This is a genomic window from Paralcaligenes ureilyticus (assembly GCF_004346225.1).
GTDB classification, from domain to species: Bacteria; Pseudomonadota; Gammaproteobacteria; order Burkholderiales; family Burkholderiaceae_B; genus Paralcaligenes; species Paralcaligenes ureilyticus.
The window spans coordinates 66,315-86,737 of the sequence record NZ_SMAJ01000002.1; the positions used below are offsets into that span (position 1 = coordinate 66,315).

The following is a 20,423-nucleotide window of genomic DNA, read 5'->3' on the forward strand; positions in this document are numbered from 1 at the left end:
TCAGGATGCAGATCGGCATGATTGGATTGGGGCGCATGGGCGCCAATATGGTGCAACGCCTGACAAAAAATGGCCATGAATGCGTGGTGTACGACCTGAAGGCCGATGCCGTCAAGGCGGCCATTAAACCTGGCGTGACCGGCGCGTCGTCCCTTGAAGACCTTGTTTCCAAGCTGAGCAAGCCGCGCGCAGTATGGTTGATGGTGCCGGCTGCGGTTGTCGACGCCGATCTGGCCAGGCTCGCGCCCTTGCTCGATGCCGGCGACATTATCATTGACGGCGGAAATTCATATTATCGCGACGATATTCGCCGCGGTGCCGAGCTGGCTGCGCAAAAAATCCATTACCTGGACGTAGGTACGAGCGGCGGCGTGGCGGGCCTTGAACGCGGCTATTGCCTGATGATCGGCGGTGAAAAAGAGGTGGTTGCGCATTTATCGCCGATTTTCGCGGCGCTGGCCCCAGGGATTGGCGCCGCTCCGCCGATGGCCGGCCGGAACAAGCCAGGTAGCACGGCCGAACAGGGCTACCTGCATTGCGGCCCGCAAGGAGCGGGGCATTTTGTGAAGATGGTTCACAACGGCATCGAATACGGCCTGATGGGCGCCTATGCCGAAGGCCTGAACGTACTGCGAAACGCCAACGTGGGCAAGCAGAAACACGACACCGATGCCGAGACGACACCCTTGCGCGACCCCGAGTGCTACCAATATGATCTGGATCTGGCGGAAATCACTGAGGTTTGGCGGCGGGGCAGCGTTATCACCTCGTGGCTGCTCGACCTGACGGCACAAGAATTGCTGACAGACCCGCAGCTGGAAAATTTTGCGGGCCGCGTGTCCGATTCCGGTGAAGGCCGTTGGACAATCAATGCGGCCATCGACGAAGCTGTACCCGTGCCTGTTTTAAGCGCAGCGCTCTTTCAACGCTTTAGTTCGCGCGGCAATGCCGATTTTGGCGACAAGGTTTTGTCGGCCATGCGCCACGGGTTTGGCGGCCACGTTGAAAAGACGGCGCCCCTCAAAAAGGATAGCTAATGACAACAAGCCCTCATTCCGACGCCTTTGTTTTCTTTGGTGCGACCGGAGATCTCGCCTACAAGCAGGTATTCCCGGCTTTGCAGGCGATGATTAAGCGCGGCCATTTCGATATGCCTGTCATCGGCGTGGCCAGATCGAAATGGACTGACGATCAGTTGAGGGATCGCGCACGAGACAGCCTGGAGAAACACGGCGGCGTGGATGCGGATGCCTTCAAAAAGCTGTCGGCCCGGCTGCAGTACATCAGTGGCGATTATCAGGACGATGCAACCTATCAGCAACTGCATAACGCGTTGGGGCAGGCCCAGCGGCCTTTGCATTACCTGGCCATTCCGCCCAGCATGTTCAAGGCAGTTACAAAGGGATTGGCCAAATCGGGCTGCGCCAAGAATGCCCGCGTGGTGGTCGAGAAGCCGTTCGGCCGCGACCTTGCGTCGGCGCAATCGCTTAATCGGACCCTGCACGAATCGTTTCCCGAAGAGGCGATTTTTCGCATCGATCACTACCTGGGTAAAGAGGCGGTCGAAAATCTGCTGTATTTCCGCTTCGCCAACACATTTCTGGAGCCGGTCTGGTGCCGGCAGCACGTGGCCAGCGTGCAAATCACCATGGCCGAGCAATTCGGCGTCCAGGGGCGGGGCGCTTTTTATGAAGAGGTAGGCGCCATACGCGATGTGGTGCAAAACCATATGCTGCAAGTGATGGCTTTGCTTACCATGGAAGCCCCAAAAAACAGCGACCCTGATTCCATACCCGACGCCAAGCTGCAGGTTCTGAATGCGATGCGCCCACTCCTGCCCACGGAAGTCGTGCGCGGCCAGTTTCAAGGATACCGGGAAGAAGACGGTGTGGCGCATGACTCTCAGGTTGAGACGTTTGCCGCGTTGCGGCTGCATATCGACAACGTACGCTGGAAGGGCGTACCCATCTACATCCGGGCCGGAAAAGAAATGCCGGTTACCTGCACCGAGGTGCTGGTTGAGTTGAAACCCCCGACACCCCCGGTATTTGATGCCGATGATGGGGCGGCGTCCAACTATTTCCGATTCCGGCTTAGCCCCGATGTCTTGATTACTGTGGGCGCCCGCGTCAAAACACCGGGAAAATCCATGACAGGCACCGATACCGAGCTCATTGCGCATCATCACCCGGATGACGAAATGACTCCCTATGAACGTTTGCTGGGCGATGCGCTGGCCGGCAATTCCGCGTTGTTTACGCGTGGAGATACGGTTGAAGCGGCCTGGCGGGTGGTGGAGCCGATATTGGGCAACGCCGTACCCATTATCGAGTATCAGCCCGGAGCCTGGGGCCCCGTCGAAACGGCGCGGGTCATTGCGGGCGCCGATCGTTGGCACGATCCAAAACCAGAGGCGGTGTCATCATGAAACCTACCGACGAAGTCGTTTTCCTGTTCGATTGCGATAACACTTTGCTGGACAACGATCATGTTCAGAATGACCTTCAGGCGCACCTTGATCGCGAATTCGGCGCCGCAAGCGCCGGCCGTTATTGGGAAATATTCGAGCAGTTGCGTACCGAGCTGGGCTACGCCGACTATCTGGGCACCTTGCAACGCTATCGGGCCGATGAAATGAGCGACCCCCACCTGTTGCAAATGTCCGCATTTCTCATCGATTATCCGTTTGCCGACCGGCTTTATCCTCATGCCATCGAGGCCGTCAAGCATTTGGGCGGCTGGGGGCCTACGGTCATCCTGTCTGATGGAGACGTGGTCTTCCAGCCCCGCAAGATCCAGCGTTCCGGGCTGTGGCAGGCCGTCGAAGGCCGGGTACTGATCTATATACACAAGGAGAAGATGCTCGATGATGTTCAGCAACGCTATCCGGCAGAACATTACGTGATAGTCGATGACAAGCTGCGCATTTTGGCAGACATGAAAGCCATTATGGGGGATCGCCTGACCACGGTCTTTCCACGCCAGGGGCACTACGCGTTCGACGCCAAAAGTAACGCTGCGTATCCGGCGGCCGATTTGACCGTAGAGCATATCGGCGATCTACTTAACTATCGCTTGCCTGCGCTGTTGAACGCAGCCCGTGCAGGCATGACCGGAAGGAATATATTATGAACGGCACCGCACATTTGCATAAACTCGGCCAAAGCCTGTGGCTGGACAACATTACCCGTGGGCTGCTCGACAGTGGCACGCTGGCCCAATATCTGCGCAATTTTCACGTTACCGGGCTGACATCGAACCCTACGATTTTCGATCAGGCTATCGGGAAGACCGACTTTTACGATGAAGCCATTGCTCGCAAGGCGGCGGAAGGCAAATCGGGCGAGGCCTTGTTTTTCGATCTCGCACTCGAAGATCTGACCCGGGCGGCGGATCTGTTCCAGCCCATCCACAAGGCCACGGCAGGCGTGGACGGCTGGGTCTCCCTGGAAGTATCGCCCCTGCTGGCCAACGACGCGGCAGGCACGGCGCGCGAGGCGTTGCGGCTTCATGGCCGTGCCAAGCGCAACAATCTATTCATCAAGATACCGGGCACGCCCGCCGGCATAACGGCTATTGAAGAATCGATTTTTGCCGGTGTGCCGATCAATGTCACTTTGCTTTTCTCGCGCCAACAATATCTGGCCGCGTCCGAGGCGTATATGCGCGGCATCGAGCGGCGCATCGCCGCAGGTCTCGACCCCAAAGTGGCCTCGGTGGCCTCGATCTTCGTCAGCCGCTGGGATGTTGCCGTCAAAGACCTTGTTCCACAGGCCCTGCATAATCGCCTGGGCATCGCTATCGCGCAGCGGTCTTATCAGGCTTATCTTGAACAACTCGCGTCGCCGCGATGGCACAAGCTGGCTGACGCCGGCGCCATGCAGCAGCGTTTGCTGTGGGCAAGCACCGGTACCAAAGACCCGGCGGCCTCCGACACGCTCTACCTGGAAGCGCTCGCCGCGCCCAACACCATCAACACCGTCCCCGAAAAAACGCTGCATGCGTTTGCCGATCATGGTGTCGTGCATGGCGCCATGGCGGCCGACGTGACAGCTGCGGAAAAGGTGCTGGTCGAGTTCGCACAGGCCGGCGTGGATGCCGCCGCACTGGCCACGCAGTTGCAGCGCGAAGGGGCTGCTGCGTTCAGCAAATCCTGGGGTGACCTAATGGCGGTCATCGCCGGCAAAAGCGCAAGCCTGGCCCATAGCGGCGAAAGCAAGAAGGGTTGATGATGGCCAATAACGCTTCCGGCTCCGCGCCACGGCTTATCGATCGGCCGGCCTGGCGAGCTTTGAAGGCTCACGCACTACCCATGCGCGATATGCATTTGCGGCAGATCTTTGCCGATGACCCGAAGCGGGGCGAGCGCCTGACTGTCCAGGCCGCGGACCTCTATCTTGATTACTCCAAGAACCGGATCACCAATGAGACGCTGAAACTGCTGGCACGGCTGGCCGATGAGTGCGGCCTGGCTGCCCACATCGACGCGATGTTCAGCGGCAAGAAAATCAACACCAGCGAACGGCGGGCGGTGCTGGAGTCCGCCTTGCGCGCCCCCGAGGGCGATCGGATCGAGCTCGATGGCGTCAACGTGGTGCGCGAAGTGCACGAAGTTCTGGATCATATGGCCGCTTTTAGCGACAGCGTGCGCAGCGGTCGCTGGACGGGATTTACCGGCCGCGCCATCCGCAATGTGATCAATATCGGCATAGGCGGTTCCGACTTGGGGCCGGTCATGGCCTATGAAGCGTTGCGCCATTACAGCCAGCGCGATATGACGTTTCGTTTTATCTCTAACGTGGATGGCGCCGATTTCTTCGAAGCCACTCGCGATCTCGATCCTGAAGAAACGCTGTTCATCATCTGTTCCAAGACATTTACCACGCTCGAAACACTGACCAACGCCCATACAGCTCGTGATTGGTGTTTGCAAAAACTGAAAGATGAAAAGGCGGTGCAGCGGCATTTCGTGGCGGTATCGACCAATGCCGAGGGCGTGGCCAAGTTCGGCATAGACGCGGCCAATATGTTCGGCTTCTGGGACTGGGTGGGCGGTCGGTACTCTATGGATTCGGCCGTGGGCCTGTCCACGATGCTGGCGATTGGCCCCGATAATTTCCACGCCATGCTGGCTGGCTTTCATGCGATGGACAACCATTTTCGCACGGCGCCGTTTGCACAAAACCTGCCCGCACTGATGGGCATGCTGGCGGTGTGGAATAACAATTTCCTGGGTGCTGAAACGGTCGCCGTGCTGCCCTATGAGCATTACCTGAAGCGCTTTCCGGCCTATCTGCAGCAACTGACCATGGAAAGCAACGGCAAGCACGTTACGCTCGAAGGGGCAACAGTCGATGTATGTACCGGGCCGATCTACTGGGGCGAGCCGGGCACCAATGGCCAACATTCGTTCTATCAGTTGATCCACCAAGGGACGCGCATCATTCCTTGCGATTTCATCGGCTTTGGTCAAGCCTTGAACCCGCTGGGCCGTCACCACGATTTATTGCTGGCCAATCTGATTGCGCAGACCGAAGCATTGGCTTTTGGCAAAACAAAAGAACAGGTTCTGGCCGAAGGGACGCCAGCCTGGCTTGCGCCGCATCGAATTTGCGCGGGCAATCGTCCCACCAACACAATCCTGGCCCCGCGCCTGACCCCGCAGACGCTAGGGCAACTGGTTGCGCTGTACGAACACAGCGTCTTTACCCAAGGGGTCATCTGGAATATCGATTCTTTCGATCAATGGGGGGTCGAGTTGGGCAAGATCCTGGCGCAGCGCATTATTCCCGAGCTTGAAAACGCCGATGAGCCGGCGCTTGCCCATGACAGTTCCACCAATGCCCTGATTCGGCGCTATCGTCAACTAAGAAGGGGACAATCATGAGCCTGGGCTATACCACTCCACTGTACTTGCTGCCGTTTGATCATCGGAGTTCCTACGTGAGCAAGATGTTTCATTTCGACCCACCCTTGAAGCCCGAGCAGCAGCAGGCAGTGGCCGACAGCAAGCGTGTTATCTATGATGGATTCCTGCAGGCGCTAAGCCCTGCCGTGCCCGCTGCCGCCGCGGGGATTCTGGTCGATGAAGAGTTTGGCGCCGACATACTGCGCGATGCAAACCGGGAAGGCTATGTCACCGCAGTCTCGGTCGAAAAAAGCGGCTCGGATGAATTCGAATTCGAGTATGGCGATGCATTTGCCACGCATATCGAAGCGGTCAAGCCCACTTTTGCCAAGGTGTTGGTGCGCTATAACCCCGAGGGCGACACGGTGCTTAACCAGCGCCAGACCGCGCGCCTGAAGCGGCTCTCCGATTATTGCCGGGCGGCCGACCAGTCGTTTATGTTCGAACTGCTGGTACCCGCCAGCAAACCGCAAATGGAACGGGTTGGCAACGACAAGGATGCCTACGATATGGAACTTCGCCCCGTCTTGATGCGTACGGCCATCAGGGCCTTGCAGGACGCGGGAATCGAACCCGATATCTGGAAGATCGAAGGCCTCGATCGTCGGGAAGATTGTGAACAAATGGTTCAGACAGTGCGTCGCGAGGGCCGCCATGATGTCAGCTGTATCGTCCTGGGCCGCGGGGCCGATGAAAAAAAGGTCGTGCAATGGCTTCAGGTTGCCGCGCAGGTACCGGGCTTTACAGGCTTTGCCGTCGGGCGCACCACCTTTTGGGACGCCATCGCCGACTATGAATCAAAGAAGGTGTCCCGACAGGACACCGTGACCCGTATCGCGCGGCATTATGGCGAGTGGGTCGGTGTTTTCAAAACCGCGGCGGGAGCCGCGCTATGAATATCAGCCCGTTGGCTGGCAAACCCGCGCCCGCGACGATTCTGGTGAATGTGCCCAAACTTGTCACGGCCTATTACTCTGAAACGCCGGACCCTTTCGTGCCCGCACAGCGTGTTGCCTTTGGCACTTCGGGTCATCGCGGCTCGGCCTTCGAAGTCAGTTTCAACGAATGGCATGTGCTGGCGATCAGCCAGGCCATTTGCGACTATCGCGGCAAACATAAAATCAGCGGCCCCCTGTTCCTGGGGATAGACACGCACGCCTTGTCGATACCGGCCTATGTCAGCGCGCTGGAAGTGCTGGCGGCCAACGGTGTGGACGTCATGCTGGCCCAGCACGATGAATACACGCCGACACCCGCCGTTTCCCTGGCCATATTGATGTACAACCGCGATCGTGCCACAGGCTTTGCGGATGGCATCGTGGTCACCCCTTCGCACAACCCGCCCGACAACGGCGGCTTCAAGTACAACCCGCCCAACGGCGGCCCGGCCGATACCGACATTACCGGCTGGATTGAAAAAAAGGCCAACCTGTATCTGAAAGAGGGCCTCAAGGGCGTTAAAAGAATGTCGTTCGAGGCTGCCTTGCGCGCGACCACGACGCACCGCTACGATTTTCTCAACACGTATGTGAGCGAACTCGACCAGATGGTCGATATGGCAGCGATACGCGGCGCCAATATCCATATGGGTGTCGATCCGCTGGGCGGCGCTGGCGTGCACTATTGGGGCGTCATTGGCGAAAAATATCATCTGAACCTGACAGTGGTCAGCGCTGAGGTTGATCCGACCTTCCGGTTCATGACCGTGGACTGGGACGGCCAAATTCGCATGGACCCGTCCTCGCCCTACGCCATGCAACGCCTGATAGGCCTCAAAGACCACTACGACATTGCCTTTGCCTGCGATACCGACCACGATCGGCACGGCATCGTTACCCATCGGGCCGGCTTGCTTTCGCCCAATCATTATCTGTCCGTGGCGATTGATTATTTGTTCCAGAACCGGCCTAAGTGGTCAAAGAGCGCGGGCGTGGGAAAAACGGTCGTGAGCACTCAAATGATAGATCGCGTGTGCAAACGATTGGGGCGCAATCTCTATGAAGTGCCGGTGGGTTTCAAATGGTTTGTGGATGGCCTGTACGACGGGTCGCTTGGATTTGGCGGCGAAGAAAGCGCCGGTGCCTCGTTTTTGCGGCTTGACGGCTCGGTCTGGACGACCGACAAGGATGGCCTGGTGCCGGCTTTGCTGGCAGCCGAGATCACGGCGCGCACCGGACGCGACCCGGGAGAAGCCTATGCACAGCTTACGCGCGACCTGGGCGAGGCTTGCGCCGATCGGGTTCAAGCGGCCGCTACGCCGGCGCAAAAAAAGAAACTGTTGGCGCTTTCACCCAAGCAGGTGACTTGCACCGAACTGGCGGGCGAAAAGATCACGCAAATTCTGACCAAGGCACCGGGCAACGATGCCCCCATCGGCGGCTTGAGGGTCGCCACCGACAGTGGCTGGTTTGCGGCGCGGCCGTCGGGCACCGAAGATATATACAAGATTTATGCAGAGAGTTTTCGCGGAGAAGATCATTTGCGCCTTATCGTCAAAGAGGCGCAGGCCATGGTGGACGCCGCACTGACGGAGAAATAGTGGCCCCAAAGACACTCAGTACCGATGCGGAGCTCAGGCTGCTGCAGCACGAGTCCTTCACTTATTTCATGTACGAGACCAATCTGGAGAACGGTCTGGTCATCGACAAAACGGCGCCGGGATGGCCTGCGAGCATCGCGGCGGTGGGCCTGGCGCTTGCTGCCTACCCTGTTGCGGTGGAGCGTGGCTTCATTTCGCGCACGATGGCCATCAAGCGCATTCTGACCACCTTACGCTTTTTCTGGAATAGTCCGCACGGCCCCGAGCCCGATGCCACGGGCTATCAGGGGTTTTTTTACCACTTTCTGGACATGGATACCGGCCGCCGCGCCTGGGAATGCGAGTTATCAACGATAGACAGTGCATTTCTATTCGCCGGCGCGCTGACGGCCGCACAGTACTTCAGCGCGGCTTCTCCCGATGAACGTGAAATTCGCCGCCTGGCCGATGCGCTATATCAGCGCGCCGATTGGTCCTGGGCGCAGGATGCGGGCGAGGCGGTGTCGTTGGGATGGACGCCGGAGGCGGGTTTTCTGCCCTATCGCTGGAGGGGCTACGACGAAGCCTTGCTGCTGTATATCCTGGGGCTGGGCTCGCCCTCGCATCCGCTGACCGACGGCAGCTACGAAGGATGGGCGTCCGATTATCGCTGGGAAAGCAGCTACGGCTACGAATACCTGTATGCCGGCTCGCTATTTACCCATCAGCTATCGCACATCTGGGTGGATTTTCGCGGCATACAAGATTCCGTCATGCGGGCCAAGGGGCTGGATTACTTCGAAAACAGCCGTCGCGCCACACTGGTGCAGCAAAAATACGCCATTGATAACCCTCTTGGCTTTGCCGGGTATGGTGAATGTTGCTGGGGCATTACCGCCAGCGACGGCCCGGGCCCCGCGATCTTGGACGTTAACGGCCGCAAGCATGAATTCTTTGATTATGTGGCGCGCGGCGTACCGCATGGACCCGACGATGGAACTATCGCGCCCTGGGTGGTCGTGGCTTCGCTGCCGTTTGCCCCGGAAATCGTCCTGCCCGCCATCGACCACTTCGTCCATGAGATCGATTTGAAGGCCGGTAATCCGTATGGTTTCAAGTCGTCATTCAATCCCACGTACCCTGTCAAATCCCATAACCCCTACGGCTGGGTATCACCCTGGCATTTCGGGATCAACCAGGGGCCGATCATACTCATGGTCGAAAACTATCGCAGCGAAATGTTGTGGCAACTGATGCGTGGTTGCCCCTATATCGTCCAAGGCTTGCGCCGAGCGGGCTTTAGCGGCGGCTGGTTATGAGTGCACGAGCGCAGCCGCCTTTTGGCACACATTTTCAACGGTAAAACCATATTCACGCAGCATGACGTCGCCGGGCGCCGAGGCGCCGAAGCGATCTATCGTCAGCGTATCTCCGTGGTCGCCCACATAACGGCGCCAGCCTTGTGAAACACCGGTTTCAATCGCCAGCCTTGGCGTTAGCGCGGGCGGCAGCACCGCATCGCGGTAATCTTGTGGCTGCTCGTCGAACAGCTCCCAGCTGGGCATGGAGACCACACGCGCCTGGATATTATTTTTTTCCAGCAATTGCGCCTGCGCGGCTATGGCCAGCGTCACCTCGGAGCCGGTCGCGATCAGAATCAGGTCGGGTTTGCCGCTGGCCGCCTCGGCCAGAATGTAGGCGCCGCGCCGCAATCCATCGGCCGAGGCATATTGGCCGCGGTCCAGGGTAGGGATGTTCTGGCGTGTCAGAATCAGCGCTACCGGCCTGTCGGCGCTTTCCACGGCTACGCGCCACGCGATGGCGGTTTCGTTGGCATCGCCCGGACGTATCACAATCAGGTGCGGAATCGCACGCAAGCTGGCCAATTGCTCTATCGGCTGATGGGTGGATCCGTCTTCGCCCAGGGCAATGCTGTCGTGCGTGAATACGTACACGACATGCAGGCCCATCAAGGCCGCCAGGCGGATGGCAGGGCGCATGTAGTCGGAAAACACCATGAAGGTGGCGCCAAAGGGCAGGACGGCGCGGTGCGCCGCCATGCCGTTCATGATGGCGCCCATGGCGTGCTCACGCACGCCAAAATGCAGATTGCGGCCGGCAAAACTCCAGCCTCCGCCATCGGAACCTTGGCGGTCCTGGGCATTGACACCGGCAGGTTCGAAATCGCCCAGTCCCTTTAACGCGGTATACGTGGACGGGTCCAGATCGGCCGAACCGCCTATCAGTGTGGGCAAACGCGCCGAGAGGGCGGCCATGACTTTGCCCGATGCGACCCGGGTGGCCAGGCCTTTGGCATCGGCCGGAAAGGGCGCTATTCCGGTATCCCAACCGTCAGGCAATTCGCCGCGTATGCATTGCTGCAGTTCGAGCGCGAGTTGCGGATACTGTTTTTCGTACGCGGCATACAGATCGTGCCAGTGCGTTTCGGCCTGCTTGCCGCGAGTTTGAGTTTGCAGATAATGATCGCGTGCCGCGTCCGGGACATAAAAGGTTTTGTCCTCGGGCCAGTCGAGATTACGCTTGGTCAGGCGCACTTCCTCCACGCCCAGGGGCGAGCCATGCGCTTCGTAGGTGTCCTGCTTGTTGGGCGAGCCGTAGCCCAGGTGGGTGCGGACCAGAATGAGAGAAGGGCGCTTGGTTTCGGCTCGCGCGGCGTTAATGGCGGCGTCAATGGCCGCCAAGTCGTTGCCATCTTCCACATGTTGGGTATGCCAGCCGTAGGCATCGAAACGCGACGCACGGTCTTCGGTAAAGGTGATGTCTGTGCCGGCCGAAAGGGTGACCTGATTATCGTCGTACAGATAAATGAGTTTGCCCAATTGCAGATGGCCCGCCAACGACGCGGCTTCCGAGGCTACTCCTTCCATCAGGTCGCCGTCGCTGACGATGCCGTACGTAAAATGATCGATGACAGGTAGCCCGTCGCGGTTGTAGCGTGCCGCCAGATTGGCTTCGGCCATCGCCATACCTACGCCGTTGGCAAACCCCTGGCCCAGAGGCCCGGTAGTGACCTCGACGCCTGGCGTCAAGCCGCGTTCGGGATGACCCGGCGTGATGCTGCCCCATTGGCGGAAATGCTGGAGCTGGGCCAACGGCAAATCATGGCCCGTCAGGTGCAGCAGACTGTAGAGCAGGGCCGATCCGTGCCCTGCGGACAGCACAAAGCGATCGCGGTCGAACCAATGCGGGTTGGCCGGATGCGTTTTCAGGAAACGCGTCCACAACACATAGGCCATGGGCGCAGCGCCCAGCGGCAAGCCCGGATGCCCACTATTGGCTTGTTGTACGGTATCGACCGACAGAAAACGCAGTGTGTTGACGCACAGTTGATCCAGTGCGGCGGTGGAAAGTGTTGAGTTCATGAGGCGGCTTTTTGGTTTTGTTTGGCTGCTTTTATCGTAGTGCCTGCTTGAGCGATGGTCAATGCGTGCAGGGCAGGCATGTGAAATTGTTTCATGTTCATCCCGTATCGACGCCGGAAAAAACTATACTGACAGCTCTGATTTCATAAGGGGCACGAGATGCGTGTTTATATCTATGTTTGTCTTGCGGTTCTTACCGCCATGATTTCAGGATGCGTTGTGGGGCCTGATGGCGGCTATCGTCGCGGCGGCTATTCAAACGGTGATTATTACGGCAGCGATTATCGGGGTGGCGATTATCGACGCGACGATCGGGACCGCAACGATCGCTCCAGCCGCGGGTGGGATCAGCAGCGCCGGTCCAATGATCGTAACAACTCTTATCGGGACTCCAGGGGCGGGCGCGATTCTGGGCCATACCAACCGGAAAGACAGACAAACTGAATTGGTTGCATGATGCAGAGTTCACCGCTTGGGGTGTTGACAGTGGGCCATTCAACCCGGCCCATTGCCGAGTTCATGTCTCTTCTGACCTCTCATGGCGTCACGCGGCTGACCGACGTGCGTACGGTGCCGCGTTCACGCCATAATCCTCAATTCAATCTCGATACGCTGCCCCTGTCGCTAAAGCAGGCAGGCATAGCTTATGAGCACATCGCCGGGCTGGGCGGTTTTCGCCGCACCTATCCGGGGTCGCCGAATATGGGTTGGCGGAATATCTCCTTTCGGGGCTATGCCGACTATATGCAAACACCCGAGTTCGCCGAGAATCTGGCCGTCTTGATCGAAAAGGCGCGGCACGATCGAGTGGCGCTGATGTGCGCCGAAGCGGTGCCGTGGCGCTGCCACCGTTCGCTAATCGCCGACGCGTTGGTGGTTCATGGCGTATGCGTGGAAGAAATCATCAGCGAAAAACGTTTGCAGGCGCACAAACTGACGCCTTTTGCCAAGGTGGATGGTTTGGTCATCACGTATCCGCCAGAAAATTCCGACACGTAGCGGCAGCCCTTGTGGCTGCCAAAAACCTATGGCAGGATTCTGCCCCGATAACCACGCAGCTTTTCAACGTCTACGATGGTTACAGCACGGCCTTTGACGCGAATCAGTCGGTTTGTGCACAGGCCGTGCAGGACACGCGAAAAATGTTCAGGGGTCAGGTTCAGGCGTGATGCGACCACCGCCTTGCTGCACTCGAGATGGCACGAGCTTGTGTTAGTAGTGTGTTGATTGCATTGAAGCAGGTAGTCGACAACGCGCTGTGACCCTGATTTAAGGGAATAGGCTTCGATATCGCTTATTAATTCATACAGGCGTTGGCTTAAGTTGGCCAGCATTTTTTGCACGAAACGGTAATCAAGGGCCAGTTGGGCAAACACGACCGTCTTGGGCACATGCAGCAATTTCGTATCGACAAGAGCTTGCGCCGACATAATGTATGGTCTTTCCATAAACATAAGCGCCTCGCCAAAACTCTGGCCCGGGTGCAGGATGCCCATCACCTTTTCGCTGCCTTGCGGCGAAATCAGAGCAAGCTTGACCTGGCCGCACATGACAATATGAAACCCATTACACGGGTCTCCTCGTTGAAACGCTGATTTTCCGCGATCGACGTTAATTTCCACACTAGCTTGAGCGAAGTCATCAAGCTCGCTGTCATCCAATTCATTGAATAGCGTTAGTCCGGACAAAAAATCGTGAATCCGAATCCTTTTGGAAGCTATTGTGGCATCCACCGATTCTCTCCATCAATGTTTTCGAATTGTTGCCTGGAATGCCTATCTCAGGATAGCAATCGATGCTCTCTGTTTTGTGATTGTTGCATTTAAAATTGGGAATATTGTTGACGTAAATCAACAGACGTAGCTGTGAAAAATATCCGTGGTGGCGTTTGCCCGTACCGTCAGCTTTGTGTTGTCGTAGCCGTGTTGGCGGTTGCTCTATGCTGCTGGTTTATTCATTTCTTCCGGCAGCGCGGGAAAATTAGGTGGCAAAATTAGTAGCTCCGGCCGCAAAATGTGGATATCGCGCCGGTTCACTGAAATAATGCCCGCTGTAGCCAGGGTGGAGAGTGAACGGCTGATGGTTTCAAGTGTCAATCCGAGGTAACTGCCCATATCGCGTCGGGTCATTGGCAGCAGGAAGTTCTTGGATGAATATCCAAGATTCGTGTAGCGCTTTGATTGCATCGCCAGAAAGCGGGCAACACGTGCTTCTGATTTGACCGTGATCGACAAACCCATTCCGCAGCGCTCCAACGCTATTTCCCGGCTTGCTGCCAGGTAGATCATTTGTTCCAGCTCGCCATTGGCATGCCCGGGAGTGAGCAACTGCTTAAAAGGTAAGGTAATCAGATCGCAGTCGGTCAGGGCCTCCGTGTCGCTGGTATATCGGTTTCGATAAATACCATCGAATCCCAACAAATCGCCTTGCATCGGAAAGGAGAGGACTCGTTCATCGCCTTCGGTGTTGCGCAGCACTGTTTTCAGGAAACCGTATTGCACAATATAAAGAACGGTAAAGGGTTGACCCATACGATAGATGTGTTCGCCGGCTTTGAATTGGCGATGCTGGAATAGCAGTTCCGGCTCTCCTTTTGTCCGTGGCTTTAATGCAAAATTGAGCCGCAGCAAATTGCAGACATCCTGAAGAATGGTCATATCAATCGGGCCCGTCAATAGGAAAATGTTACAAATAGCGTAGCATATGCCCGGATTATGGAATTTGACCTAAATCAAGAACCTGTGGCGTTTGGCGCTTTCCTATGCCGATCAGCATAGCGATCTATCAATTCATATACAAACATGCCGGCCAGCATGGCCGCCACAAATACAACGGCCTTTGGATGCCCAGACCCCATTGCCACGATAGCGGGGCCCGGGCAAAACCCCGCTAAGCCCCAGCCTACGCCAAATACCATGCTGCCAAGCACAAGGCGCCTGTCGATGGCCGTGGCGCGGGAGGGCAGGTGCATGACATTGCCAATGAGGGTGTGGGTACGTGTCTGGGCCATTTGGAAGGCGAAAAAACCCACCATGATGGCGCCTCCCATGACCAGCGCCAGGGACGGATCCCATGACCCGGACAGGTCGAGAAAACCGAGTACTCGGGCAGGGTCGGCCATACCCGACAGGATCAGCCCGATGCCAAACACCAAGCCCACAAGAAATACCAGAAAACCTTGCATATTCATTTCCTTGGTCGAAAATTGGCTCAGCTCAGACCATGACGGACGAGATACACCGTGATGAACCCTACGGCCATGAAAATCAGGGTGGCTGCAATAGAGCGAGGCGATAAGCGGGAAATGCCGCATACGCCATGGCCGCTGGTGCAGCCCGAGCCCAATCGGGTGCCTAGCCCCACCAGCAGCCCGGCGATCACTAACGTGCCCCAGCCAGAGTCGATGTGCGAGACGGGAGGACCCATCAGAAATATCCATAGGATTGGCGCGACGAGCATCCCGAGAATAAACGACAGACGCCAGCCTAAGTCGCCCGATCGAGGTCGCAGTAATCCACCTACAATTCCGCTAATGCCCAGAATACGCCCGTTTACGAGAATGAATATAGCCGCCGAGAGCCCGATCAATAGTCCGCCGGCGAGCGAGGCCCACGGGGTGAAATGAATCCAGTCGATTGACAGCATCAGCGTTCCTTTTGCCGGTTGCAAAATTGTGCGTACAGCACTTCCATGATGGCTCGAGTTGGCGTGCTGGAAATCCGGTAGTAGATGTTTTTTCCTTCGCGTCGTGTGGCGACAAGCCCTTCTGCGCGCAACACACCCAGTTGCTGTGACAGCGTCGGTTGTTCAATACCCACAAGGGATTCAAGCTCGCTGACGCACTTTTCGCCCTGCGTCATTTGGCACAACAGAAGCAATCGATCCGGGTTTGAAAGAACCTTCATCAGGCGACAGGCTGCGTCTGCAGAGTTGCGCATTACATCCATATCCATGACGGCGTGTCGCATCATGATGAAACCACTCCTTTATCTAGGCCATTTATATTATATTTACAAATATAATATTATTCAATATAATATTTTGAATTTCTCAAGGCCTGCCGGAGTGCGTTATGAACCCCACCGTAAAAGCATTTTTTGAGCCGACGACAGGCACCATGACCTATGTGGTTTTCGAGAAGGCGGGCTCTTGCTGTGCGGTTATTGACTCCGTACTGGATTTCGATCCCAAGTCGGGGCGCACGAGCACTCGGTCGGCCGATAAGGTGGTTGAGTTCATCCGGCGGAAAAACCTTCAGGCCCAGTGGATTTTGGAAACGCATGCTCACGCTGACCATCTTTCGGCCGCGCAGTTTATTCAAAAGCAAGTGGGTGGAAAGATTGGAATTGGCGCCAACATTACTCTTGTCCAAGGGGTATTCCAGAAAATCTTCAATCTAGAACCTTCTTTCAAGCCGGATGGCAGTCAGTTTGATCATTTATTTCGTGATGGAGAAAAGTTCGCCATCGGCAATCTGACGGGGTGCGTCATGTCGGTGCCGGGGCATACCCCCGCATGCGTTGCCTATCGGGTCGGCGACACCGTGTTTGTCGGAGACACATTGTTTATGCCCGACGCCGGCACTGCGCGGTGTGACTTTCCCGGCGGCGATGCCCATATGATGTACCGCTCGGTCCAAAAATTGTACGGTTTACCGGAACGGACGCGGCTATTCACATGTCATGACTATCCGCCCGCTGGTCGTCCCGTTCGGTGGGAATCAACGGTTGGAGAGCAACGCGCCGGCAATATCCACATTCACGATGGCGTGACTGAAGAAGAGTTCGTGCTTACACGTACAAAACGGGATGCCACGCTTGACATGCCAACCCTGATTCTGCCTGCCGTTCAGGTGAACGTTCGTGCCGGGAAAATGCCTCCCGAAGAGGCCAATGGTGCGGCTTATTTAAAAATTCCAATCAATGTGCTTTGATGGATCAATGTAAGGAGCTGTCATGGAAATTAAATGTCCGCATTGCGGCCAGCGTAATCGTGTGCCGGCCGGCAATCTGGATGGCGACCCCACCTGCGGCAAGTGTCACAACCTGCTTTTAAATAGCCCGATAAACGCCGATTCAAAGATGCTTGCCGAACTGATCGCAGGAAGCGCGATTCCTGTTGTGGTGGATTTTTGGGCGCCGTGGTGCGGTCCGTGCCTAAGGTTTGCTCCAACCTATCAATCGTTGGCCGAAAAACTGGGGGGCACGGTTGCTTTCGTCAAGGTGGATACTGAAGCCCATCAGGAAATTGGGGCAAAATTTAATATTCGCTCAATTCCCACACTGGCAACGTTCTTTCGCGGGCGCGAGCTGGGTCGCACAAGCGGCGCACTTCCCGCAGCCGAGCTGGAAAAATTGGTTCGAGGGCTGATCGAACAGGCCCAGAAGGTATAGTGCCACGCAGTGTCCGCAAATCGTTATAGTGGTCGGGCTGCATTACGGAAGCGGACAAACGCATCATAATAAAGAGATTGCTTGACCTGGATCAACTTCTATCGCGGCCTTCCCGGTACCCTTTGAGTATCGGCTTAGGTACAAGGAGATAGCCATGACCCATTCACCATTAATGAAAGCTCTTGTCTACCATGGGCCGGGGGAAAAGTCCTGGGATTCTGTTCCCTTGCCGCATATTTCAAAGCCGACCGACGCTATTGTCAGGGTTGTCAAAACGACGATTTGCGGCACTGATTTGCATATTTTGAAGGGCGACGTTCCCGCGGTGACCAAGGGCCGGATACTGGGTCATGAAGGGATAGGCATCATCCAGGAAACAGGCGATGCCGTCAGCAATTTTAAAAAGGGTGATCATGTCTTGATCTCGTGCATCACGTCCTGCGGGAAATGCGAATATTGCAAAAGGCAGATGTATGCGCATTGCGAAGATGGCGGCTGGATTCTTGGGCATCTGATTGACGGCACACAAGCTGAGTATGTCCGAATCCCGCATGCGGACAACAGCTTGTATCACGTTCCCCCGGGTGAGGATGAAGAAGCGCTGGTGATGCTTAGTGATATTTTGCCTACTGGTTTTGAAATTGGTGTTTTGTATGGAACCGTTAAACCTGGAGATATTGTGGCGATCGTCGGCGCAGGGCCGGTGGGCATGGCCGCCTTATTAACGGCTCGGTTTTTCTCCCCCAGTGAGATCATCATGATCGATGTGGACGAATCACGTTTGAGCATGGCGAAGAAATTTGGTGCGACGAAAACCATTAACAGTGCCTGCGGCAATGTTGCTGAAATCGTTCTTGCGCAAACCAAGGATGGGGTTGATGTGGCGATCGAGGCGGTGGGTATGCCACAAACATTCGATATTTGCCAAAATATTGTGCGGCCCGGCGGCCATATAGCGAATATTGGCGTTCACGGCAAAAGCGTGGATTTCCAGATCCAGAAGCTGTGGATCCAGAACATCACCCTGACTACCGGTCTGGTCAATACCAACACTACGCCGATGTTGCTCAAAACCGTTGAGTCCAAGGAACTCGTGCCAGGAAACCTGATCACTCATCGTTTTACGTTCGACCAGTTTTTGAAAGCCTACGACGTTTTTGGCAATGCCGCGGCCGAAAAAGCACTGAAGGTAATTATTAGCAATACATGACGCATAGCTGTAGTGGTTCCAAACGTATTCAGAATTGCTTTCAAATGAAGGAATGGCCATGAATCAGTTGTCTAGTGAAGACTTTGGCACGTTGCAGCAACGGCTCGCCTTTATGAGAAAGCAAGCGCTTGATGAGATCGAAACGGCAGAGGCAGAGATTGAGTCGACGCTGGCCGCCAAATACCGGGAAGCTGGGAGTCGCTCCGATGACATTGAGACCTTGCGTTTCGAAGAAATACGCCGCTCGGAGATAGAGATCGATCGCAGTATGTTGCATAAAATCGAAGAGGCGGAACATCGAATGATGGAAGGAGGTTATGGAATCTGCGCTGATTGTGGCGAACCCATCACGCGTGAACGCCTGTTAGCGCTACCTGTGGCCACTCGATGTGCTGCTTGTGAAGAGAAAAAGGAAACCCGACCCCTACGTTAATGCATCAATTCAATCCTTTAATCCAAGCACTGTTATTGACATTGCGCAATATATCCGCTGGATCGAGGAGTACGCTAAAGTTGCCAACTACCGTGTCGGGTATGAATCGCGGTAATGATTTCGAGCAGGGGAAAATGCATGGAAGTTTCTACTCAAGCTTCGGCCCGGGTTGCTGTGGTAACCGGTGGAATGGGAGGGCTAGGGACCGCATTGTGCCAACATTTGGCGAGAAGCGGCATGAGGGTTGCAGCGACCTATTCGCCCGACAATGACCATGTTGCAGAGTGGCTCGCTCAACAACGGCATGATGGTTTCGAGTTTAAAGCGTTTCGTCTGGACGTGACCGATTTCGATTTTTGCCAGAGCGCCGCAGCACAAATCGTGGCTGAAATGGGTGCGATTGATGTGCTTGTTAATAACGCTGGCATTACTCGAGATGCATCAATTCGTAAAATGACGCTGGACAATTGGCGTGTTGTGCTTCACACCGATCTGGACAGTGTTTTCAATATGACTAAGCAGGTATTGGACAGCATGGTGGAACACGGATGGGGTCGAATTATCAATATTTCCTCCATTAATGGGCAAAAAGGTGCATTTGGGCAATCGAATTACTCTGCCGCTAAAGCAGGAATTCATGGTTTTACCAAATCCGTCGCCTTGGAAGTAGCTAAAAAAGGAGTGACGGTCAATACAGTTTCGCCCGGCTACTTACGTACTTCGATGGTGACAAAAGTTCCAGAAGAAATTATTAAAACAAGGATTTTGCCGGAAATACCCGTAGGACGGTTGGGTGAGCCCGATGAGGTCGCCGCTCTAGTGGCCTTTTTGGTTTCGAACGATGCAGCTTTCATTACGGGTGCCAATATTGCAATTAACGGTGGCCAACACATGTACTGAGGTATTCATGACAAGAGTACTGGGCAACTGATTTTTACAGGCTATTGCTAATGGACCAGTCGTGGGTAGAGGCTATGGCCCGATGAGCCAGGTTGCCATATTCACATCGTGTGAGATGTTCGCTTTATTTGGAGAGATATCATGAAAGTCGAAACGAATAATATCCCTGACGCGTATCAGCAGCAAATAGCGACGATGCGAGAGATATCTGAGGCATTTTTGGAGGGTACAGGTCGCATGGAAAACATGTGGCTTGAACAAACGCGCAAGATATTTAAAGAGCAATTGAAATTTTTTCACGCAACAACGGCTGTTCGAGAACCCAAGGAACTGGCAGCCTTGCATTCTGCCTTTTTTTCGCATTCGCCCGAAGAACTTATTAAAGCTCAACAGCAGATTTTAAGCGTGGTTACTGAAACACAAACCAAGATCAACGAAGTTTTGAGTAAGCACGTTGGTACCTTGAAAATAGAGGATAAATCGTTATGGGGAGCCATGAACACGACCGGCGGCGCCACCGGCTTGGCGGAAACCTGCTACTCCGCCTGGCACAAAGCTTTTCAGGATACGATGGAGCTTGCCAGTCTTGGGGCCAAAGCCCTTCCGCTTTCCGCACCTGAACCCAGCAATACTCCTCCTACCAGCAAAAAAGGGAGCGCCCATGCTAAAGGGTAAACC

Annotated in this window: 22 protein-coding genes; 16 read left to right on the forward strand and 6 right to left on the reverse strand. The window is 55.7% G+C overall.

The window, feature by feature from the left end; genetic code table 11:
* The first annotated feature begins 5 nt into the window (after positions 1 to 5).
* From gnd to EDC26_RS02665, 8 genes are read left to right on the forward strand one after another with little or no spacing between them, the layout of a single operon-like run.
* A complete protein-coding gene (gene gnd / locus EDC26_RS02630) occupies positions 6 to 1,037 on the forward strand; it encodes a phosphogluconate dehydrogenase (NAD(+)-dependent, decarboxylating) (RefSeq protein ID WP_132579726.1) in 1,032 nt (343 codons plus the stop codon).
* A complete protein-coding gene (gene zwf / locus EDC26_RS02635) occupies positions 1,037 to 2,428 on the forward strand; it encodes a glucose-6-phosphate dehydrogenase (RefSeq protein ID WP_132579727.1) in 1,392 nt (463 codons plus the stop codon). The genes gnd and zwf overlap by 1 nt, the downstream gene beginning before the upstream one ends.
* The gene (locus tag EDC26_RS02640; RefSeq protein WP_132579728.1) at positions 2,425 to 3,132 is read left to right on the forward strand and encodes an HAD family hydrolase; all 708 of its coding nucleotides are present in this window, start codon (positions 2,425 to 2,427) and stop codon (positions 3,130 to 3,132) included. The genes zwf and EDC26_RS02640 overlap by 4 nt, the downstream gene beginning before the upstream one ends.
* Positions 3,129 to 4,229 (forward strand): transaldolase, encoded by a 1,101-nt coding sequence (gene tal, locus EDC26_RS02645; RefSeq protein WP_132579729.1) that lies wholly within the window; start codon positions 3,129 to 3,131, stop codon positions 4,227 to 4,229. Before EDC26_RS02640 ends, tal begins: the two co-directional genes overlap by 4 nt.
* Entirely contained in the window at positions 4,229 to 5,887 is a 1,659-nt protein-coding gene (gene pgi / locus EDC26_RS02650; RefSeq protein WP_243700751.1) for a glucose-6-phosphate isomerase, read from the forward strand. The genes tal and pgi overlap by 1 nt, the downstream gene beginning before the upstream one ends.
* Positions 5,884 to 6,804, forward strand: coding sequence for a 2-deoxy-5-keto-D-gluconate 6-phosphate aldolase domain-containing protein (locus EDC26_RS02655; protein ID WP_132579730.1), 921 nt, complete (start codon positions 5,884 to 5,886; stop codon positions 6,802 to 6,804). Before pgi ends, EDC26_RS02655 begins: the two co-directional genes overlap by 4 nt.
* On the forward strand, positions 6,801 to 8,447 hold the full coding sequence (gene pgm, locus EDC26_RS02660; RefSeq protein WP_132579731.1) for a phosphoglucomutase (alpha-D-glucose-1,6-bisphosphate-dependent): 1,647 nt from the start codon (positions 6,801 to 6,803) through the stop codon (positions 8,445 to 8,447). The genes EDC26_RS02655 and pgm overlap by 4 nt, the downstream gene beginning before the upstream one ends.
* On the forward strand, positions 8,447 to 9,745 hold the full coding sequence (locus EDC26_RS02665) for a glucoamylase family protein (protein WP_243700752.1): 1,299 nt from the start codon (positions 8,447 to 8,449) through the stop codon (positions 9,743 to 9,745). The genes pgm and EDC26_RS02665 overlap by 1 nt, the downstream gene beginning before the upstream one ends.
* On the opposite strand, the gene tkt is transcribed toward EDC26_RS02665, so the two are convergent.
* On the reverse strand, positions 9,740 to 11,809 hold the full coding sequence (tkt, locus tag EDC26_RS02670; protein WP_132579732.1) for a transketolase: 2,070 nt from the start codon (positions 11,807 to 11,809) through the stop codon (positions 9,740 to 9,742). The genes EDC26_RS02665 and tkt overlap by 6 nt on opposite strands.
* Positions 11,810 to 12,038: 229 nt before the next feature.
* Here tkt and EDC26_RS20045 point away from each other — a divergent pair, with 229 nt between their 5' ends.
* Together EDC26_RS20045 and EDC26_RS02680 are read left to right on the forward strand one after the other, a co-directional pair.
* On the forward strand, positions 12,039 to 12,266 hold the full coding sequence (locus EDC26_RS20045) for a hypothetical protein (protein ID WP_165930883.1): 228 nt from the start codon (positions 12,039 to 12,041) through the stop codon (positions 12,264 to 12,266).
* Positions 12,263 to 12,808 carry a DUF488 domain-containing protein gene (locus EDC26_RS02680; protein WP_132579733.1) on the forward strand — a complete coding sequence of 182 codons (546 nt, stop codon included), beginning with the start codon at positions 12,263 to 12,265 and terminating at the stop codon, positions 12,806 to 12,808. Before EDC26_RS20045 ends, EDC26_RS02680 begins: the two co-directional genes overlap by 4 nt.
* Before the next feature lie 26 nt (positions 12,809 to 12,834).
* Here EDC26_RS02680 and EDC26_RS02685 read toward each other — a convergent pair whose 3' ends face one another.
* The 5 genes from EDC26_RS02685 to EDC26_RS02705 form a co-directional block, all read right to left on the reverse strand.
* Entirely contained in the window at positions 12,835 to 13,530 is a 696-nt protein-coding gene (locus EDC26_RS02685; RefSeq protein WP_132580073.1) for a Crp/Fnr family transcriptional regulator, read from the reverse strand.
* Positions 13,531 to 13,746: 216 nt separating this feature from the next.
* The gene (locus EDC26_RS02690) at positions 13,747 to 14,466 is read right to left on the reverse strand and encodes a Crp/Fnr family transcriptional regulator (RefSeq protein ID WP_132579734.1); all 720 of its coding nucleotides are present in this window, start codon (positions 14,464 to 14,466) and stop codon (positions 13,747 to 13,749) included.
* 74 nt (positions 14,467 to 14,540) lie between these two features.
* Complete coding sequence (locus EDC26_RS02695) at positions 14,541 to 14,993, reverse strand: YeeE/YedE family protein (protein WP_132579735.1); 453 nt, start codon at positions 14,991 to 14,993, stop codon at positions 14,541 to 14,543.
* A gap of 26 nt (positions 14,994 to 15,019) precedes the next feature.
* Complete coding sequence (locus EDC26_RS02700; protein ID WP_132580074.1) at positions 15,020 to 15,451, reverse strand: YeeE/YedE family protein; 432 nt, start codon at positions 15,449 to 15,451, stop codon at positions 15,020 to 15,022.
* A gap of 2 nt (positions 15,452 to 15,453) precedes the next feature.
* Positions 15,454 to 15,780 (reverse strand): ArsR/SmtB family transcription factor, encoded by a 327-nt coding sequence (locus EDC26_RS02705; protein WP_425012202.1) that lies wholly within the window; start codon positions 15,778 to 15,780, stop codon positions 15,454 to 15,456.
* A 101-nt stretch (positions 15,781 to 15,881) separates the two neighbouring features.
* Here EDC26_RS02705 and EDC26_RS02710 point away from each other — a divergent pair, with 101 nt between their 5' ends.
* The 6 genes from EDC26_RS02710 (at position 15,882) to EDC26_RS02735 (ending at position 20,420) form a co-directional block, all read left to right on the forward strand.
* Entirely contained in the window at positions 15,882 to 16,742 is an 861-nt protein-coding gene (locus EDC26_RS02710; protein WP_132579736.1) for an MBL fold metallo-hydrolase, read from the forward strand.
* A 22-nt stretch (positions 16,743 to 16,764) separates the two neighbouring features.
* Positions 16,765 to 17,202 (forward strand): thioredoxin TrxC, encoded by a 438-nt coding sequence (trxC, locus tag EDC26_RS02715; protein WP_132579737.1) that lies wholly within the window; start codon positions 16,765 to 16,767, stop codon positions 17,200 to 17,202.
* A gap of 172 nt (positions 17,203 to 17,374) precedes the next feature.
* A complete protein-coding gene (locus EDC26_RS02720) occupies positions 17,375 to 18,412 on the forward strand; it encodes a zinc-dependent alcohol dehydrogenase family protein (protein WP_132580076.1) in 1,038 nt (345 codons plus the stop codon).
* A gap of 58 nt (positions 18,413 to 18,470) precedes the next feature.
* Positions 18,471 to 18,845 carry a TraR/DksA C4-type zinc finger protein gene (locus EDC26_RS02725; RefSeq protein ID WP_165930884.1) on the forward strand — a complete coding sequence of 125 codons (375 nt, stop codon included), beginning with the start codon at positions 18,471 to 18,473 and terminating at the stop codon, positions 18,843 to 18,845.
* A gap of 138 nt (positions 18,846 to 18,983) precedes the next feature.
* Positions 18,984 to 19,745, forward strand: a complete 762-nt coding sequence (phbB, locus tag EDC26_RS02730) for an acetoacetyl-CoA reductase (RefSeq protein WP_132579739.1) — start codon at positions 18,984 to 18,986, stop codon at positions 19,743 to 19,745.
* Between the two features lie 141 nt (positions 19,746 to 19,886).
* Positions 19,887 to 20,420, forward strand: a complete 534-nt coding sequence (locus tag EDC26_RS02735; RefSeq protein WP_132579740.1) for a phasin family protein — start codon at positions 19,887 to 19,889, stop codon at positions 20,418 to 20,420.
* Positions 20,421 to 20,423 lie beyond the last annotated feature (3 nt).

What these genes read in the sequence shown, in the direction of transcription:
- gnd (WP_132579726.1), top strand. Translation starts at nt 6, where the DNA reads ATGCAGATCGGCATGATTGGATTGGGGCGCATGGGCGCCAATATGGTG.
- zwf (WP_132579727.1), top strand. Translation starts at nt 1,037, where the DNA reads ATGACAACAAGCCCTCATTCCGACGCCTTTGTTTTCTTTGGTGCGACC.
- EDC26_RS02640 (WP_132579728.1), top strand. Translation starts at nt 2,425, where the DNA reads ATGAAACCTACCGACGAAGTCGTTTTCCTGTTCGATTGCGATAACACT.
- tal (WP_132579729.1), top strand. Translation starts at nt 3,129, where the DNA reads ATGAACGGCACCGCACATTTGCATAAACTCGGCCAAAGCCTGTGGCTG.
- pgi (WP_243700751.1), top strand. Translation starts at nt 4,229, where the DNA reads ATGATGGCCAATAACGCTTCCGGCTCCGCGCCACGGCTTATCGATCGG.
- EDC26_RS02655 (WP_132579730.1), top strand. Translation starts at nt 5,884, where the DNA reads ATGAGCCTGGGCTATACCACTCCACTGTACTTGCTGCCGTTTGATCAT.
- pgm (WP_132579731.1), top strand. Translation starts at nt 6,801, where the DNA reads ATGAATATCAGCCCGTTGGCTGGCAAACCCGCGCCCGCGACGATTCTG.
- tkt (WP_132579732.1), bottom strand. Translation starts at nt 11,809, where the DNA reads ATGAACTCAACACTTTCCACCGCCGCACTGGATCAACTGTGCGTCAAC.
- EDC26_RS20045 (WP_165930883.1), top strand. Translation starts at nt 12,039, where the DNA reads ATGGCGGCTATCGTCGCGGCGGCTATTCAAACGGTGATTATTACGGCA.
- EDC26_RS02680 (WP_132579733.1), top strand. Translation starts at nt 12,263, where the DNA reads ATGATGCAGAGTTCACCGCTTGGGGTGTTGACAGTGGGCCATTCAACC.
- EDC26_RS02690 (WP_132579734.1), bottom strand. Translation starts at nt 14,466, where the DNA reads ATGACCATTCTTCAGGATGTCTGCAATTTGCTGCGGCTCAATTTTGCA.
- EDC26_RS02695 (WP_132579735.1), bottom strand. Translation starts at nt 14,993, where the DNA reads ATGCAAGGTTTTCTGGTATTTCTTGTGGGCTTGGTGTTTGGCATCGGG.
- EDC26_RS02705 (WP_425012202.1), bottom strand. Translation starts at nt 15,780, where the DNA reads ATGATGCGACACGCCGTCATGGATATGGATGTAATGCGCAACTCTGCA.
- EDC26_RS02710 (WP_132579736.1), top strand. Translation starts at nt 15,882, where the DNA reads ATGAACCCCACCGTAAAAGCATTTTTTGAGCCGACGACAGGCACCATG.
- trxC (WP_132579737.1), top strand. Translation starts at nt 16,765, where the DNA reads ATGGAAATTAAATGTCCGCATTGCGGCCAGCGTAATCGTGTGCCGGCC.
- EDC26_RS02720 (WP_132580076.1), top strand. Translation starts at nt 17,375, where the DNA reads ATGAAAGCTCTTGTCTACCATGGGCCGGGGGAAAAGTCCTGGGATTCT.
- EDC26_RS02725 (WP_165930884.1), top strand. Translation starts at nt 18,471, where the DNA reads ATGAATCAGTTGTCTAGTGAAGACTTTGGCACGTTGCAGCAACGGCTC.
- phbB (WP_132579739.1), top strand. Translation starts at nt 18,984, where the DNA reads ATGGAAGTTTCTACTCAAGCTTCGGCCCGGGTTGCTGTGGTAACCGGT.
- EDC26_RS02735 (WP_132579740.1), top strand. Translation starts at nt 19,887, where the DNA reads ATGAAAGTCGAAACGAATAATATCCCTGACGCGTATCAGCAGCAAATA.